The organism is Deltaproteobacteria bacterium, from assembly GCA_016183235.1.
In the GTDB taxonomy this organism is placed as follows: domain Bacteria; phylum UBA10199; class UBA10199; order DSSB01; family JACPFA01; genus JACPFA01.
The window spans coordinates 58,324-75,487 of the sequence record JACPFA010000021.1 but is presented as its reverse complement, the minus strand read 5'-3'; the positions used below and the strand labels follow the sequence as shown (position 1 = coordinate 75,487).

Here is a 17,164-nt window from a genome sequence, read left to right as displayed (position 1 = left end):
GCGGGAAGAGGCTACCCGAAACCACTTTGCTCGTGGTTGAGGGAGCCTCTGCCGGATTCGGCAAGACTTTGCACTTCCGGCTTCGAAAAGGCGTGACTACGATGGGTTCTATATTCAAAACAACTTAAAAGTAGCATAAACCCCCATACTCAAAGCTATCGAACTCTTTAGTGTGATCGCCACAACACGCGTAGCCAACACCGCACAGGCCGCCACAAAACCTTCACGAAAATCTTTCGTCACCACCCATTCATAAATGAGCGCCCCCAAAAAGCTACCTAGCAACACCCCCACCAAAGCCCCTACCAAAAAGAAAGCCGCCCCCAAGATGACCCCCACTAACCCACCGATAAACGCCACCACAATAGCGCCATTGCTCACCTTCACCGTTTTGCTCCCAAAAGTCCCCACCACAAATTCAACCAACTCCCCCAACAACGCCAACCCCAATAATATCCCCAAAACCCATAATGCATGGGTCTGCCCCTGATCAAAGGGAAAAAAGAAAGCATAAACAACGGTGCTTAAAAAAATCAGCCAGGTCCCCGGCAAAGTCACCAAAACCAACCCAAACCCAACCAAATAAATAAAAATCAATAAAATCGAAAATGCTATTTGCATATATTTATACTGTCATACATGGATCCCGGGTCTAGCCCGGGATGACGTAATGTCAGAAACTATTATAGACGCTACTGGCGCAATCTTTGAAAAATTTTTACTGAGGCTGCTGACAAAGCCATCGCGGAAGCTTCGACCTCATATGGATGACGTTATGGGCTTTCTGTCATTGCGAGCCCAACGGGCGTGGCAATCCCACCGGTTAGACAGAAGGGATTGCTTCACCCTGCTGGGTTCGCAATGACAGAGGAGCCCGCCGCGGACCCTGTCCCGAGGCGCATGCGCTGGAGCGCCGGCTTTGTCAGCAGCCTCAGTAAAACTTTTTCAAAGATTGCGTACCACCAAAGACGCCTCTGTTACAGGCCTAAAACTTTTGCGATGAATGGGCGACGGTCCCATTCGATTCAATTCCTCAAGATGCAACTTAGTCCCATAACCTTTATGAACAGAAAATTGAAACGCTGGATAATTTTTTTCATATTCCGCCATCAATCGATCACGATGCACCTTGGCTAAAATACTAGCCGCCCCAATATTGACACTCCGCCCATCGCCTTTGATCAAACAACGTTGGGGGGTTTTAATACCTAAGCCCCTATTCCCATCAATCAAAATAAAATCAGGAGGGGTTTTTAAAGCAGCAATGGCCTGCCGCATAGCTTCAAGTGAAGCATGCAAAATATTCAGCTCATCAATGATTTGGGGGGAAATTTCGACAATCGCAAAGGCAAAACTTAAACTTTGAATGATCGGGAAAAGCGCTTCGCGTTTTTCAGAAGAAAGTTTTTTAGAATCATCGATCCCTTGAATAGGGCAAGGGATAGGCAATACCACCGCCGCTGCCACCACAGGCCCGGCCAAGCACCCTCTGCCAACTTCATCAACGCCTGCAATCAAGCGATAACCCTGTTGGGAGAAAGTTCTTTCAAACCATTCTTTATCAAGTGGATGTAAAGAGAGGAGTTCTTCTTGCTTCACAAGCAAACTCCAAAGATTGGATGGCCTCAGAAGGCCATCCAATCCCTGTTTTCAAAACTAAATATTAGCGATTAATAGCGTCTGGGACCGCGGGGGCGACCTGAAAAATCACGTCTGCCACCACCACCGCCACCACCATTTTTATTCATCGGGCGGGCTTCACGGACCACAATATTACGACCACCTAAGCTGGTTCCATCTAACTTACCAATGGCTTCATTCGCGGCTTCGGCACTTCCCATTTCGACAAAGGCAAATCCCCTTGACCGACCTGAGATCTTATCAGTAATAATTTGAACATTAGCCACCTCGCCAGTAGCGGCAAAGGTGTTTCTTAATTCGTCTTCAGTGACTTGAAAGGGTAAATTACCCACATACAATTTTTGATTCATGAAATCTATCTCCAAAATAAAAAGCCGAAACCGGCCGTAATAGTTTAATTGACCGGGGATCATTCCCACGTTTACACTTATTTGTCAAACCCCAAATCCATCACTTCAAGTTAGATCGCTATTGATTGTAAAAAACCATCGTCCCATTACTGGAGTTTAAGTCTTTGATGAGCAAATGACCTTCCCTACTAAAAATAATATGGACATGATTTGCAGAAACCGTTCTCCCTTCTGAACTCGAAAAGTGTTCCCTTCCAACAATAATTTCTTGCCCAGGGGACAATCTGGCCACCCTTCTGTTTTGACGATCAACCAATTCCAAACGTTCACCCATAAAAATGACATTTAAAAATTCCCGCCCTAGTTGAATACGATACCCTATATCTAGGGGCTCATAGGCGTGGAAATGATCTCCGTTGAGCGGGTGACCCAACGTGCCTGTAAAGGCTAACAATCCCTTCTCGGCAGGCTCAGGAATCCGCGTCTCCTTCAAGACTCGCGTGCCGCTGCGAGAAGCTAAATCTTCCAAAGCAACCGTACTACCATCGCGATGGAAGGCAATCTTCAGGTGACGCCCCGAAACAGAAGCAGGAAGTTCATCTGAAACCAAACGACCCAAAACATATTCACCTCCCGGGGAAATACCCTCTCTTAAAGAAACCGGCAATCCACTGCCCAACACAATGAGCTTACGACCCTTACGATATATTTGTACCTCATACCCGTCTAAACTAACCCGCAAGCCTTGAGTTGCATCCAAGCTATAATGATAAGTCACTCGGTGCTGAAGCCGCCCTTCAATCCCTTCAACCCGTTGACCGCCTTGCAACAAATAAACATCGCCCAAGTAAGTGCGCATAGCCGCCCGATCGTACCTTGCAATCTCTACCCGAGAGAAAATCTTGTAAAAATCATCAAAGCTCATGATATGTTCTTTACCCGTATCATGGGGATTGATCACCGTTACCGTACGATCCTTAGCATCTACTTGGGTCACCACATAGGCATGTTGCTGCACAAAATAGCGGGCCTTATCCATAAAATAAACTTTTTCAAATCCCCGGCGACCACTAGGCACCCAATAATACCATGGTGTTTTATAATCAACCGGTGTAGCCGCCCATAAAATATGATTCCCTGGGTCTTTGGCAAAATCTAAGAGAACGTTTTCTACCTTGGTGCGACCAAAATCCAACATTTCGCTAAAAGGCCCTCGCTGGTAATTATCGACCATTTCGTGGTGGTGAAATCGGCCCAATAAAATATCAAAAGCCTCGTAACCAAACCCCCCTTGCATAAGAGCCGCTGTCTCACCTTCCTGGCCTCCTCGCTTCTGTCGGGTGACTTTACCCAAAGCTCGTTCTAAAATGCGATCACCCAGGGCCCCGGAAGAAAATCGAAATGTTTCGTATTGCCCCGTGAAACGATCGCGTCCCCTTTGTTTACCTCGACGAATTTCTTTGACTGATACAAAGACCGGGTTAAAACTATCGGGAAAAGTAACTTCCCAACCCTTGTCTACTTTACGAATCATCTTCGCGATAAGATAGGGGGCCAGTGGTGTTTGTTTAAAACCATATAAAGTAGATACCAAATGACAGTCACCTATCCTGCCCTGCCGCAAGTGTGAGATGTCCAAACCCTTCGGGTATAGTTCGGCAAGCAGCTCTCGCTGAGAAGGGGTCAGGTCTGGTAATTGGTCAAAATAGGCCCTTGCATCAAAATGACGATAATCCATCCAATGTCGAATGCGTCTGACCCCACGTTCGAACGCTAGTTTGGCTTGATGCCGATGGTGCACCATCAAAACCAAGCACCCCACCAGTAAAACTCGAGAACCATAAAATAATACGTCATGGGCTATCTGTTGAACAATTTCCCATCCCCCTAGCAATGCCGCTGAGTACAATGGTGTGGAAGCAGGTTCGAGATCGGACGGCTTGGGCGTTTGATCACGAACCTCAATTTTGTCTTTTTCCACCAGAAAAATCTTTTTTCCATCGACTTCGAGGGAATAAACCCCTGGTTTTAATTCAGTCAATGAAACACCCATCACCCTCAATTGCTTGATCGTATTTTCATCCACCACAAAGGTAAATTCACCCGTTCGTTGCATGCTCACTTGGCCAGCCGCCGCTAATTGTTCGGTCTGCTCCCTCTCCACTGCCACATCTTCTAATGCCCCTTCATGGCGATACTCATTGCGCACAGAACCGATGATCCTGGCACGTTCCGTCAATAACTCTAAATATCGAACAAAAAACTTAACCCGGTCTTGGGGTTCAAAAGAGGCTTTACCCAATTCGACTTCCGCTAAATATTGCATCAATTCTTTTTGAAGTTGTTCGGCCTCGGCCTCATTAACCTTTAAGGCCCGATAGGTCTCTTCTCCCAAAATACCTTTTTCGATTTGGGCATTGGCGAATTTTGTTACAGGCTTGGCTGCAAAATTGCCTACCTTCAAACCCAATAAAAACAAAGCCTGCTGCCCTAAACTCTCGGGGCTTAAATTCTCAATCAACACCCCCAAGGGATCAAACTCTTCTTTCAAAGCTAAGCGAATATTCCCTTCTAACAAATTCCATCCCGTAAAATATTTGAACTCCGCGCCAAACATGCGGACATGAAACTTAATTTTATTCCACAGCGTTGAACCTGCTAACCATTGCTTAAATTCGGCCTCTAATTCTAACTCAGTAAGCTCACGCCCGGTTCTTTGCAAAAACCGCGCGGCTAACTGGCCTTTGACAGAATCAAGAAAAGATTTCATCCCTCGGGCAATCGCACCAAACATCCCTAACGTAAGCACTAAATCACGCCCATGCTCCATCAAGCCCTTGGTAGGAATCTCGCGGCCTTGCAGCACAGCGTATCCCATCCCCAAGGCCTCATGGCTAAAGTACCAAAGGGTCCCATTGAGTAAAAATCGGCTGGTAACACTCAATGTCCAAACCGTGGCAGCCCCATCCGTCAACACCGTCGCAATCATGGTCGCTGCAATCACGATAGCAAGGCTTATCCAAAAACTAACTTCGTTTTCTTCCCTTTCCTTGGCAACAATCTCGGCAAACTCTTCTCCTAGTGTGGCCCGCAATGGGCTGTGGTAACATTCCAAAAATAAAGCCCGGGCCTTTTCGTACTCATCTCCTTGATATAACCTTAAGGCCCTTTCATAATTGATCACTAGCTCTGGAAAACCTGCAATGTCGCGGTGTGACGCAAATAATTTTTGAGCCATGGCCTGAGTCACGCGAAGTTCGGATTCAATAACGTTGGCTAAGGCCTTGCGTTCAATTTGTTCGCGGATAGGCTTGAGTAAAGTCTCAACCTTTTCTTGCGTAAGATCAGTCCCTTGTTTATTAAGCTTCTCAAAAAGCTCATCCACCTGCTCACGCTCTACTTGGCTTAAACCCACTACCTCTAGTTCTCGGGTCACCCGCATCTTCAAATGCAAAATTTGAATCTTCTGCTGCGTAAGGATTAAACCACGAATCTCATCGGCCACATCCACATAATCACTAACCCCTTTATATTTTTCTTCAAACCGTTCCCATTGTTCTTTTAATTGAACCGCATATCCATCACCTACTTCATGAAAATATTTGCTCGATGGTTCCAAACAACCTGCTGGATCACTACAATTGCCCTCCTCATCAGCATAGGATCCCACCCGATCTTCGTTATTATATCGCTCTGCGCTCTCTTCCATCATCCCGGTTGCATGTTGGATGTCTTGGGTTTCCCCCAACCTTCTTAAATATTCCTCTTCCCGAGGGCTTAAACCAAGTTTCCCTGCCTCCTCCCATAACTTGGTCTTCTCGGCCCTTAATTCCTCAACCACGGCACTTAAAATCGCATCTCTTTCGGCACGGCTCGGCTGTGAATCCTTCTCTAAGGTCTTAAGCAAGACCCATAATCCTTGCCCTGCTTTCATTTCACGGCTCAATTCATCGATGGCCTTGCGATTATCCAAAACTCTCTCGGTAGCAGGATCTAAACTAGCCTTCTCCACAAATTCAAAGAAGGTCTTGAAGTCGGCCTGTTGGAGAATGGCTGTTTCTTCTTCAATAAAACGCAGCACCCCCTCGTAATCCTCCCCTTGCAGCTTCGCTAAAAAATCCTCCCAACCCCCTGCATACTCACCATCCAAAACACCCTGCCCATGTTTGCCAAACAAAACACGCAAACCCTTGTCAAAATCGGACTTTCTCCCAACGGTCATCCGCTGATAAACTTGGCTGTAGGCCTCACCATTTAAATAAGCGTAAGGTGTTTTGGCTCGATCACAATTTTCTTCGCAATGATAATCTCCTTGCACAGGTTCTAAACCATGCTTCACGGGCAAAGCCGCCATCATCCGGTGGGCATGGGCCAGCTCAACCTTGCGTTCTAAATGATCGGCCAATTCTTTTAAGATGAAAAATTTACGCTGGGCTTCGTGATATAACGCTGAATCTTTCAACCGCAGGGACAAAAGAATTTTACCTCGCACGCCATCGACTAATTTTGAATGAGTATATTCATGGCCAGCAGGCCTCTTCCTATCGGGCTCGGCAAATTTTAGTTGATTGACCTCAATCCACAAATACAGTTGCCCCAATAACAGTTCTGACTTAAGTTTAACTTCTTCATTGCTGTTTTTATTTTGTTCCGATAATTCAAAAACCCTTTCTCGAACCACCATCCCCATTTCTGCATCAAGATGGTGCTCTTCAACCAAATTGAGTGCCTCTTCTAACAAAGCATCCGTAAGAAGATAATCCGCCGTAACCGAGGCCACAGAAAAAAATTCTCTCGCAAACCAAGGCACCTGAAATGCCAAATGAGAAAATCCATCGGTCACCTTTTTAAATTCATCGATGATGTTCTTAGGAAAATCAGAAGATCCATGAGCGAAAGGTTGATGAAGAGATGCCTCGTCGACCCAATCTTCTTCAAAAAGAACTGCCCCTAGTAATGCTAACCCTACAGGTAAAACCATATTCCCCCAATTAGTACCATTCTACCCAGTCCAACTTGAGCGTGCAGAAATTATGCCACAACTTGACTATTTACTACTTTGTAATCATTGACCTTTTCGTGAGTCGTTCAGGCATATCTCTTGAGTTTGGGGACAAAAAACCCCAATTTACCCCTAAAAGACGTCTTTGATGAGGTAGGGAGGTTTAGTATTTAGGCCGGGGTTTGAAAAATTCGATGGAAAGGGGATACACAAAGCTCTTACCCTTCTTGGCCCGGCAGGCCGCCATAATGATAAAGATGGGCGAAGCCAAGATCCAAAGCAAATAAACACTCCCCAAAATAATCCGCACCCAATCGTTGCGAATAAAGAAAATTAATAAAATAAATAAAATCGTATAAACGATAATAGAAAGATTGTAATTCATGGCCGCCTTGCCATGTTCGTCAACCAATAGTGAATCTTTATGGCGAGTGAGCCAAATAATAAAGGGTCCCAAAAATTGGGCCATGGGAATCCAACAGGCCAACAACGCACTCAAGTGGCACCACATGGCCCAATTTAAATCTTGCTCTAAACCAATTTTGCGGTATTCAAATTCTTGCATGGAATTTTAAACCCAACTACCCTTGATTGACGCTTTATTGTAAGATTTTAGCCGCAACAACTCAATTAAAAAAAATCACAACTCTCTTCAATAAATGACGATAATCAGAGGAGTAGAAAAGCTGGGGGTAGAAGGGGTTTAAAAATGAGTCCTCCCGTTCCGGCCTCAGCTTCGGTAAGTATAACTAGCACAATCACTCCTCCTCACGAAACAGGTCCTTCACCACAAGCTTCTCCTTGCGAAAGTTTCAACCCCGCTCAAATCGCTAATCAATTACTTCAACTTTATAATTCTTCACCACCTTATGCAACCGACAGTTGGATTAGAGCCTTTCCTTATTCCACAAGCGCTGCCGCAGCCTCTACTGCATACTACTGGCTAAAGGAGGGTTTATCCTCTTATCAACCCCAATTTTCTCTGATGTGGACCTATGCCATTGGCAAGAATAAAAATGACGAATATGCACCCATCCCACGGGCTTACCTAAAAACTTCGGTCTGTGATCATACTTACATTACCGATCTTACCAACAAACTTCATATTGTTCATCCTTTGCTGAATTACTTAAGTATTCTTGAAAATCGTTACATGGGCCCAGGGGCTTGGTTAATCAATTCGCCTGATGATTTTGTTGGAGCTAATGTCAGGGATGCAACATTGAGCTTATTCGATTTTCATCTTTTCACTGACGTAAAATATTTCTTGTCTGATTCTCCTTACCTACATCCTAAGTTTGAACAAGTCATTCCCCCAGGAACTCCTAAACTAAGTTACGAAGCAACAGCATGGAAGGCTGCGCTGCACTATTATAAATTAAGAAGGGCCTTTGGCCTTTATTAATTTTTCCACTACCGTAGGATCGGCCAAAGTTGACACATCCCCCAAATGTTCTAAATCCCCTTCTACAATTTTTCGTAAAATGCGGCGCATGATTTTACCGCTACGGGTTTTGGGTAAGCTATCGGCAAACTGAATGACCTCCGGCACGGCAATGGGGCCAATGCTGTTACGAATATGTTGGATCAATTTTTTGCGCAATTCATCGGTTGGGGTTTGGCCTTCGACCGGTGTTACAAAGGCATAAATGGATTGCCCTTTGATAGGATGCGGCATGGGTACCACCGCAGCCTCGGCCACCAAATCATGCCCCACGAGAGCACTTTCCACCTCAGCGGTTCCCAAGCGATGGCCAGAAATGTTCACCACATCATCAATGCGTCCCATCAACCAATAATCGCCATCTTCATCAATTTTACAACCATCACCGGTAAAATATAAATTTTTATAAGTCGTAAAATAAGTTTGAATAAACCGTTCATGATCGCCCCACATGGTGCGCGCCATACCGGGCCACGGTTTTTTAATACACAACTTACCTCCCTCGCCCGCTTCACACTCCAAACCATCATCGCGCAAAATCACCGGTTCAATGCCAAAGAACGGGTGCCCTGCACTGCCCGCTTTTAAAGTATGCACGCCGGGAAGCGGGCTGATCAAAATCCCACCCGTTTCGGTTTGCCACCAGGTGTCGACAATGGGGCAACGCTTTTTACCAATATGTTCATGATACCAAACCCAGGCCTGGGGATTAATCGGTTCCCCCACGCTACCTAACAAACGTAATGAACTTAAATCGTATTGCGCAGGCCAATGCTCGCCTTCACGCATCAAGGCGCGAATGGCTGTGGGCGCGGTATAAAAAACCGTCACCTTATGTTTTTGAATCACCTGCCAAAACCGACCCGCATCGGGATAAGTGGGAATGCCTTCAAACATCAGCACCGTCGCCCCATTCGAAAGCGGCCCATAAACTAAATAAGAATGGCCGGTCACCCAGCCCACATCGGCCGTGCACCAGAACAAATCATTTTCATGGTGATCAAAAATATAATCGTGAGTTAAGTTGGCAAACAGCAAATAACCGGCACTGGTGTGCAACACGCCTTTAGGCTTGCCCGTAGAACCGGAGGTGTAAAGAATAAATAAGGGTTGTTCGGCTTCAAAGGGCAGCGCTTGGTGACTCGTTGAACTTTTTTCTATCAGTTCGTGCCACCACAACTCACGCGTACTATTTAAATTACATTCGCCTATGCCTCTTTTTACCACGATCACCTTTTCGATCGAAGGACAGCCTCGCAAGGCTTCATCTGCAATTTTTTTAAGGGGAATTTCTTTGCCACCCCGATAGCCTACATCGGCCGTGATCAACAATTTGCATTGAGCATCTTGAATGCGATGTTGCAGCGCTTGCGCCGAAAATCCCCCAAAGACCACGGAATGAATGGCGCCAATCCGCGCGCAAGCGAGCATGGCGATCGCAGCTTCTGGAATCATAGGGAGGTAAATACAAACTCGATCGCCCTTTTGTATACCTTGTGCAGTTAAAACATTCGCCAATTGGCAGACGGCTTGAGTTAATTCACCGTAGGTGATTTTGCGCACCTCTTCGTCACGTTCCCCCTGCCACAAGATGGCAATTTTATTTGCCCGCACCGGCAGATGACGATCTAAACAATTAGAGGCTACATTCAAGGTGCCATCTTCAAACCACTGCTGCGAAAGCTTGCCCTTAGCCACATCCCAATCATAACGAAGGCTTTGACTAGGAAATTTTTTCCAGTTTAATCGCTTGGCCTGTTCTAACCAAAAGGCCTGCGGTTCCATTAAAGAACGAACATAGAGGGTTTCAAATTCTCGCTTTGATTTTAGGTTGGCCTGCTCAACAAAGGCCTTAGGTGGCGGGACTTTAAGTACATCCGCAGCTAACGATTCAATAAAAGTGGGAGAGTCTGGCATAAAAGCCTCTACCTCTGTCATTGCGAACCCAGCAGGGTGAAGCAATCTCTTCTGCCCAACCGGTGGGATTGCTTCACCCCAAGGGGGTTCGCAATGACATATACTAAAAAAATTAAGATTGAAATTTCTCTTAATACGTATATACAATGAACAAAGTATGAGGCTACGATCGCAAAAACTAGCTAAACAGTCAATCATATTGGGCTTGGCCTTGGTCGTACTCTTACCCCTCTTGGGCCTATGCCAGGAGCTATGCCGCTCGCCCCAAGCTCGAGCTGTAACAGTTGCCAAAGAAAGTTCCCATTGCCATCGCCAAGCCTCTGCACCAACCCAAGCCAAAGAAACCCCCACCTGTTGTAGGCATGACGCAAAAACTGTGGGCTTGTTGTTAACAAAACCAGAAACTGTGAATCATGATTTGTTTACTTCTACCCCATTGATGTTAGCCGCCAATGAATTTTTAAATTCTTCTGAAACCTCGCTTAAAAGCAACGGGTTGGCCTTTCAGCCGCCAGGCCCTCATCTGTTCTTAAAACATCAGCATTTTTTAAATTGAGATCATTACCGCTCTAGTGCAAAGTGGTTCGCAAACCATTTTAAAACGGTAATTTTCTATGCGTTATCCAAAAATTTTCTTGTGGATTGGGTTATGTTTACTCGCCTCCTTTCAACTGAAGGCTGAAGACGACCCCAACTTAAAAAAATTAATTGAGCAGGCCTTGCAACAAAATCCTATGTTGCAAGAGGCCAAGCATCGCCTCGATGCGGCTCATTATAAAATTCCCCAAGCTGGGAGTTGGGATGACCCCATGCTCATGGTGATGGTCGAAGACATTCCGTTGGCCAAATATGGATCCCCGCAAAACTCCATGACCATGATCGAAGCTGGGATTGAACAACGATTCCCCTTCCCCGGAAAAAAATCAACGGCCAAGGCCAAGAGCACTCTTGAAGCCAAAGGCTATGGTTATGAATTGGATCAAGCCCGCAATGAAATTATCTGGCAACTCCGCGACACCTATTATCAACTCTACTTGGTGACCCGAAGCATCGGTATCTTTCAGCGCAATCAAGGTTTGGCCAGCTCTGCCGTACAAACCGACCAAACCAAATTGTCGGCCGATCTTTCCACGCAACAGGATGTGTTAAGATCCCAAATCGAACGGGATGAATTGAGCAAAGAAATTCTCGACCTGCAAAAAGATAAACAAATGTTGCAGGCCAAACTCAACACCCTGATGGCACGGGATGTGCGCACGCCCATTAACTTGCCCAAGCGGCTGGGGCTGGCAAGGTTGCCTTATTCCAACGCTGAACTGGTGAACCGCATGCTGCAGCAATCTTATGTGCTCAAGGCCAATGAGCAATGGGTCGAAGCTGCCAAAAAAGAACATCGCATGGCCAAACTCGATTACTATCCCGATTTTGACGTGGGTGTTTTTTATCGAAAATTTGACTTGTTGGAACGAGAACCCGGCATGGGTGAAGATTTTATGAAGGCAGCAGTTAAAATCCCTTTGCCCATCTTTGCCGGTACCAAGCAAAGTAAACGGGTGCGCGAAACCGCTAGCCAGTACCAAGAAACCCTAGCCAAAAAAACCAAAACTGAAAATGACTTGCGTTATGAATTGGAGGAAACCCTAGCTGAGCTCACCCGCGCGGCTAAGGTGTATAGCTTAGTTGCAGGGCGGCTGCTGCCGCAATCGAGGATCGCGGTCGACAACGCCCAAGTGGCTTATCAAGCGGGTTCGGTGCAGTTTACAGACATTCTCTTAAATCTGCAAAAAGTATTCCGCTATGAAAATGACCTGCTCCAAGCCGAAGTCGATCACGCCCGGGCCAGAGCTAAACTCCTGTTCCTGATAGGTGAGTCAGAATAAGGAAACAAATCATGAAACCGAAAAATAAGTTGATTATTTTAGCACTGCTCATAGCAGGTCTCGTGGGCACGATAGGCTTTTATGCCTATCAACACTACACCAAAGGGCCAAAACATGACCATGAAATGCAGGCCGAAGAATATTGGACCTGCCCCATGCACCCGCAGATCCATCAATCAGGCCCTGGCCAATGCCCCATTTGTGGCATGGACCTGGTACCTGTAAAACCCAAAAAGAAATCCGCACCGACGCAGCAACATGAAGGCGATACTTCGAAGAATGAAGGTATCGAAATCGACCCTGTTTTGGTGCAAAACATCGGAATTAAAACCGATACCGTAACGGTGAGGCCGTTAAACAAAATCATCTTTACCTATGGAAGGGTCGCTCACGACCCTTCCCTCTGGGTCGCTCAAAATGAATATCTGGAGGCCTTAAAACTGGGCAACCCTGCCTTGATTCAATCGGTAGAATCCAAGCTTCGCTTCATGGGCTTATCGGACGAATGGATTAAAAATTTAAGAAAAAAGCGTAAAGCCGATTTGGGCCTTCACCTCCCTAACGATAAAGAGCCCCCTCTATTTGAAGCCTATATTTATCAATCTGATTTCAACGCTATCAAGGTGGGGTTACCGGTTAATATTTTAGATCAAGATGGTCAGCTCTTGCAAAAAGGCGAAATTGAATCAATCGCGACGGTGCTCGACCCTGAAACCAAATCACTCAAGGTGCTCATTCGTGCCAAAGAATCGCTGCACGTAAAATCCAATACTTTTATGCAATTTAAAATCTTCATCCCTTTGGGGGAAAAGCTGAGTGTGCCCCAAGAGGCCGTGCTGTTCTTTGGCGACCACAATATGGTTTATGTCAAACACGAGAATCACTACATCACCAAAAAAGTTGAAGTGGGGCAAGAGGCTAATGGTTTTTACGAAATCATCTCAGGGTTAGAACCTGGCGAAATAATTGTCACCAACGGAACCTTTTTAATCGATTCCGAAAGCAAGATTAAAATGGGAACCGGCAGCTCGCATCAACATTAAAGACACTGTCATCGCGAGCCCAACGGGCGTGGCGATCTCACACTAAGAAAGAGATTGCTTCGTCGTTACACTCCTCGCAATGACAGACAAATATGCTCATTTCAAAATTAATTGATTTTAGTTTTAAAAGACCTGGCACCATATTTTTCATCGTCGCACTTTGCATTATTTGGGCCATCTTTGCGATTAGCAAAGTCCCTTTGGATGCCATCCCGGATTTATCTGAACCACAAGTGATTATCTTTACCGAATGGAAGGGCCGCTCGCCCGATCTCATCGAAGACCAAATCACCTACCCGGTTGTTTCTTCTCTTATGTCAGCCCCCAAGGTCAAAGTAACCCGTGGGCTATCGATGTTTGGCATGAGTTTTGTTTACGTCATTTTTGACGATGGCACCGACATTTATTGGGCTAGATCGCGAGTTTTAGAATATCTCACCCAAATTACTGATCGACTACCCGAAGGCGTCAATCCCATCCTGGGCCCTGATGCCACCGGTGTGGGCTGGATCTTTCAATATTCGCTCGTTGATGAATCGGGGCAAAATTCCATTGAAGATTTGCGTTCTTTTCAAGATTGGAAACTGCGTTATTTGCTCAAAGCCATCCCCGGAGTTGCAGAAGTAGCAAGTGTTGGCGGGTATGTTAAAGAATATCAGATTCAAGTCAACCCCATGGCGCTGGCTCAATATAAGTTAAACTTAGATGAAGTTATGGATAAGGTTCGCGCTAGTAACCGCGATGTGGGGGGCAGAACTTTAGAATTAAGCGAACGCGAATATTTTATCCGTGGTTTAGGTTATATTAAAAATATCGAAGATATTGAAAATATCCCCCTTAAAAGTAACCCCACGGGCGATGCCGTGCTTATCAAGCACATCGGCAAGGTGGTGAAGGTTCCTGATATTCGCCGCGGTGCCATTGATCTTAATGGCAGAGGCGAGGCCGTAAGCGCCATTGTGGTGATGCGCTATGGAAACGATGCCTATTCCCTCATTCAAAAAATCAAAGACACCTTAAAAAGCGTAGAACCTAGCCTGCCCAAGGGCAGCAAGATTGTCATCACCTACGATCGCTCGAAGGTGATTGGCAATTCGATTCGTACTCTAAAGACTGAACTTTGGGATGAAATGATTGTGGTGGCACTCGTTATTCTAGTGTTCCTTTGGCATTTTCGTTCTTCGCTCATTCCCATTTTTATTTTACCCATCTCCGTGCTTTTTTCGTTCATCCCGATGTATTACTGGGGGATCAATTCCAACATTATGTCTTTAGGCGGGATTGCCATTGCCATTGGTGCTCTGGTTGACTCGGCGATTGTGGTGATTGAAAACGCCCACAAGGCCCTTGAGCATTGGCGCGAACAAGGTGAAAAAGGTAACCTCCTCGACGCCCTTCTGCAAGCCGTCAAAGAAGTGGGCACCCCGATTTTCTTTGCCTTGTTGGTTATGGCGGTTTCGTTTTTACCCATCTTTGTCTTGGAGGGGCAAGAGGGCAAACTCTTTAAACCCCTAGCCCTTACCAAAACCTTTTCTTTATTTTTCGGTGCTGTGTTAGCGGCCACCTTGGCCCCTGCCTTGGTACGTTTTTTCCTCAACCTGCCCAAACCCCTTAAATTAAAAAATCCTAGGGCAAGTAAAATTGTCAACTTTTTTTGGACAGGCACCATTACTTCGGAAGAAAATCACCCCATCAGCGCACGACTTTTTAAAATTTACACCCCCGCCCTAGATTGGGTTTTGAAAAGACCTTTTAAAATCGCCATTGCAAGTTTGCTCATCATCTTAACCATCATCCCTTTTTATGCAGGCATTCCCTTACCTTTATTCAACAAAATATTCCCCGGCCTTAAAAAAGAATTCATGCCTTCACTTAACGAAGGCGACCTGCTTTACATGCCCACCACTCTGCCCGGCATTTCCATTGAAAAGGCCAAAGAGTGGCTGCAACAACAAGATAAGCTCATTTTACAATTTAAAGAAGTGGCTACCATCTTTGGAAAGGCTGGCCGTGCGGAGACTCCAACAGACCCGGCACCTTTGTCGATGGTCGAAACGGTTATTCAATTGCACCCTCAAGAAGATTGGCCCGAAGTTTATCATGAACGTTGGTATTCAAACTTTGCCCCCAACGGAGTGAAAATTTTCTTACGCCCCTTCTGGCCTGAAATGAAACCACGCAATTGGCAAGAATTGGTAAAAGCTTTACAAAACACCATCCAACTCCCCGGTACTAGCAATGCTTGGGTTTTTCCCATTAAAACGCGCATTGATATGCTCACCACCGGAATCCGCACCCCGATTGGAATCAAAATTTATGGGGATGAACTCAACGAATTAGAAAAAATCGCCGTTGAGATTGAACGGGTTTTACTCAGTAACCCAGAATTTAAACCCATCACCCGCTCTGCCATCGCAGAACGAAGCCTGGGCGGTTTTTACATTGATATCAAACTCAAACGCGACCGGCTCGGCGCCTATGGGATTGGGTCAATAGAAGAGGCCAACTCTCTGATCGAAGGGGTCTTAGGTGCCGAACCTCTCACCACCACCATCGAAAAGCGCGAACGCTATTCCGTAAGTTTGCGTTACCAACCCCACTTTCGTTCGAGCTTTGAACAAATTAAAAATGCGTTGATTACGTCGAGCAATGGCTCTCACATCCCTTTAAGCGAAGTGGCCGATGTCAACATCGTGCAGGGCCCGGCCATGATCCGTAACGAAAATGGCCTTTTATCATCGTGGGTATTTGTGGACTTAGACGAAGAAGTTGACATGAGTGCCTATGCTGAAAAGCTAGATGATTTCTTGAGAAATTCTTCTTTATTACCCGAAGGTTACACCTATAAAATTAGTGGACAATTTGAACATTTGAAACGCGCTGAACGTCGCCTCTGGATGGTCATCCCGCTGACCCTGCTGATTATCTTTCTATTGCTTTATACCAGCAATCATTCGCTGATCAAAACCTGTATTGTGTTGCTGGCTATCCCCTTTTCGTTAGTGGGTGCCTTTGGGCTCTTGTGGCTATTGGGTTACAAGTTGAGTATCGCAGTATGGGTGGGGATCATCGCCCTAGGCGGTGTTGATGCCGAAACCGGAACCGTTATGTTGCTCTACCTAGATCTGGCTTACAAAAAATTTATTTCAACCGGCAAAAACCCAAACTCACTCGAATTAAAAAAGATCATTCACGATGGAGCGGTGAAAAGAATTCGCCCCAAACTCATGACCGTAGGTACAACGTTCATGGGTTTACTACCCATCATGTGGGCAGGCTCTCACGAAACGGGTGCCGATGTCACTAAGCGCATTGCGGCCCCCATGGTAGGTGGGATTTTCACTTCCTTTGCCATGGAATTGTTAGTCTACCCTTGCCTCTTTTATTTATGGAAGACCTACACCAAAGAATTTGAACGCATCACGATCATAGGCTTTAGCGTACTAGCTACAGCCCTTGTCATTAAAAGTTTAATGGTAATGGCCAGCTAATTTACAAATCACCGCACCTAAAAAGTTATTTTGAGTTGGGCTAAGGGGTCTATCGAGAACCCGCACCCGTAAAGCCTACTCGGCCAAAAAAATCCTTTATTTTTATTGAATTAGAGTATTCCTCTGTCATCCTCTAATTCAAAAAAATAATAGGATTTTTTTGACCTCCTACGGCTTTACTCCTGCTACAGGTTCTCGATAGACCCCTTAGCCCAACTCAAAATAACTTTTTATATCTCTGCAAATATTTACGGAGAAGTCTTTTTAAAAAGTAGGTAGGGCCTATCCTTGTTGGCAAACATTGCGCATCTATGAAAAAGCCGGTCAAGAAAAAAAATCCCCCTTGATCAAAAAGAGGTTTCTTTTTTGACCGCACGTCCTAAGTTTGTTTAAGGG

General features: G+C 45.6%; 11 protein-coding genes. 5 read left to right on the top strand and 6 right to left on the bottom strand.

Going from position 1 to position 17,164, the window contains the following annotated elements:
* Positions 1-114: 114 nt before the first annotated feature.
* From HYU97_04780 to HYU97_04760, 5 genes are all read right to left on the bottom strand, one after another.
* Positions 115-621, bottom strand: a complete 507-nt coding sequence (locus tag HYU97_04780) for a DUF456 domain-containing protein (protein MBI2336058.1) — start codon at positions 619-621, stop codon at positions 115-117.
* Positions 622-945: 324 nt separating this feature from the next.
* Positions 946-1,629 (bottom strand): ribonuclease HII, encoded by a 684-nt coding sequence (locus HYU97_04775; protein ID MBI2336057.1) that lies wholly within the window; start codon positions 1,627-1,629, stop codon positions 946-948.
* 41 nt (positions 1,630-1,670) lie between these two features.
* On the bottom strand, positions 1,671-1,991 hold the full coding sequence (locus HYU97_04770) for an RNA-binding protein (GenBank protein ID MBI2336056.1): 321 nt from the start codon (positions 1,989-1,991) through the stop codon (positions 1,671-1,673).
* A 118-nt stretch (positions 1,992-2,109) separates the two neighbouring features.
* Positions 2,110-6,972 (bottom strand): hypothetical protein, encoded by a 4,863-nt coding sequence (locus tag HYU97_04765; protein MBI2336055.1) that lies wholly within the window; start codon positions 6,970-6,972, stop codon positions 2,110-2,112.
* Positions 6,973-7,156: 184 nt separating this feature from the next.
* Entirely contained in the window at positions 7,157-7,558 is a 402-nt protein-coding gene (locus tag HYU97_04760) for a DUF4870 domain-containing protein (GenBank protein MBI2336054.1), read from the bottom strand.
* 144 nt (positions 7,559-7,702) lie between these two features.
* Here HYU97_04760 and HYU97_04755 point away from each other — a divergent pair, with 144 nt between their 5' ends.
* Positions 7,703-8,398 carry a hypothetical protein gene (locus HYU97_04755; protein ID MBI2336053.1) on the top strand — a complete coding sequence of 232 codons (696 nt, stop codon included), beginning with the start codon at positions 7,703-7,705 and terminating at the stop codon, positions 8,396-8,398.
* Here the strand turns inward: HYU97_04755 and acs are convergent.
* A complete protein-coding gene (gene acs / locus HYU97_04750) occupies positions 8,372-10,354 on the bottom strand; it encodes an acetate--CoA ligase (protein MBI2336052.1) in 1,983 nt (660 codons plus the stop codon). The genes HYU97_04755 and acs overlap by 27 nt on opposite strands.
* Before the next feature lie 157 nt (positions 10,355-10,511).
* Here acs and HYU97_04745 point away from each other — a divergent pair, with 157 nt between their 5' ends.
* The 4 genes from HYU97_04745 (at position 10,512) to HYU97_04730 (ending at position 16,768) form a co-directional block, all read left to right on the top strand.
* Positions 10,512-10,910, top strand: a complete 399-nt coding sequence (locus HYU97_04745; protein MBI2336051.1) for a hypothetical protein — start codon at positions 10,512-10,514, stop codon at positions 10,908-10,910.
* Between the two features lie 58 nt (positions 10,911-10,968).
* Entirely contained in the window at positions 10,969-12,234 is a 1,266-nt protein-coding gene (locus HYU97_04740) for a TolC family protein (GenBank protein ID MBI2336050.1), read from the top strand.
* 11 nt (positions 12,235-12,245) lie between these two features.
* Complete coding sequence (locus HYU97_04735; GenBank protein MBI2336049.1) at positions 12,246-13,277, top strand: hypothetical protein; 1,032 nt, start codon at positions 12,246-12,248, stop codon at positions 13,275-13,277.
* Positions 13,278-13,369: 92 nt separating this feature from the next.
* Positions 13,370-16,768, top strand: coding sequence for an efflux RND transporter permease subunit (locus HYU97_04730; protein ID MBI2336048.1), 3,399 nt, complete (start codon positions 13,370-13,372; stop codon positions 16,766-16,768).
* Positions 16,769-17,164 lie beyond the last annotated feature (396 nt).

Excerpts from the sequence above, each read along its gene's own strand:
- HYU97_04780 (MBI2336058.1), bottom strand. The coding sequence starts at position 621 with ATGCAAATAGCATTTTCGATTTTATTGATTTTTATTTATTTGGTTGGG.
- HYU97_04770 (MBI2336056.1), bottom strand. The coding sequence starts at position 1,991 with ATGAATCAAAAATTGTATGTGGGTAATTTACCCTTTCAAGTCACTGAA.
- HYU97_04765 (MBI2336055.1), bottom strand. The coding sequence starts at position 6,972 with ATGGTTTTACCTGTAGGGTTAGCATTACTAGGGGCAGTTCTTTTTGAA.
- HYU97_04760 (MBI2336054.1), bottom strand. The coding sequence starts at position 7,558 with ATGCAAGAATTTGAATACCGCAAAATTGGTTTAGAGCAAGATTTAAAT.
- HYU97_04755 (MBI2336053.1), top strand. The coding sequence starts at position 7,703 with ATGAGTCCTCCCGTTCCGGCCTCAGCTTCGGTAAGTATAACTAGCACA.
- acs (MBI2336052.1), bottom strand. The coding sequence starts at position 10,354 with ATGCCAGACTCTCCCACTTTTATTGAATCGTTAGCTGCGGATGTACTT.
- HYU97_04745 (MBI2336051.1), top strand. The coding sequence starts at position 10,512 with ATGAGGCTACGATCGCAAAAACTAGCTAAACAGTCAATCATATTGGGC.
- HYU97_04740 (MBI2336050.1), top strand. The coding sequence starts at position 10,969 with ATGCGTTATCCAAAAATTTTCTTGTGGATTGGGTTATGTTTACTCGCC.
- HYU97_04735 (MBI2336049.1), top strand. The coding sequence starts at position 12,246 with ATGAAACCGAAAAATAAGTTGATTATTTTAGCACTGCTCATAGCAGGT.
- HYU97_04730 (MBI2336048.1), top strand. The coding sequence starts at position 13,370 with ATGCTCATTTCAAAATTAATTGATTTTAGTTTTAAAAGACCTGGCACC.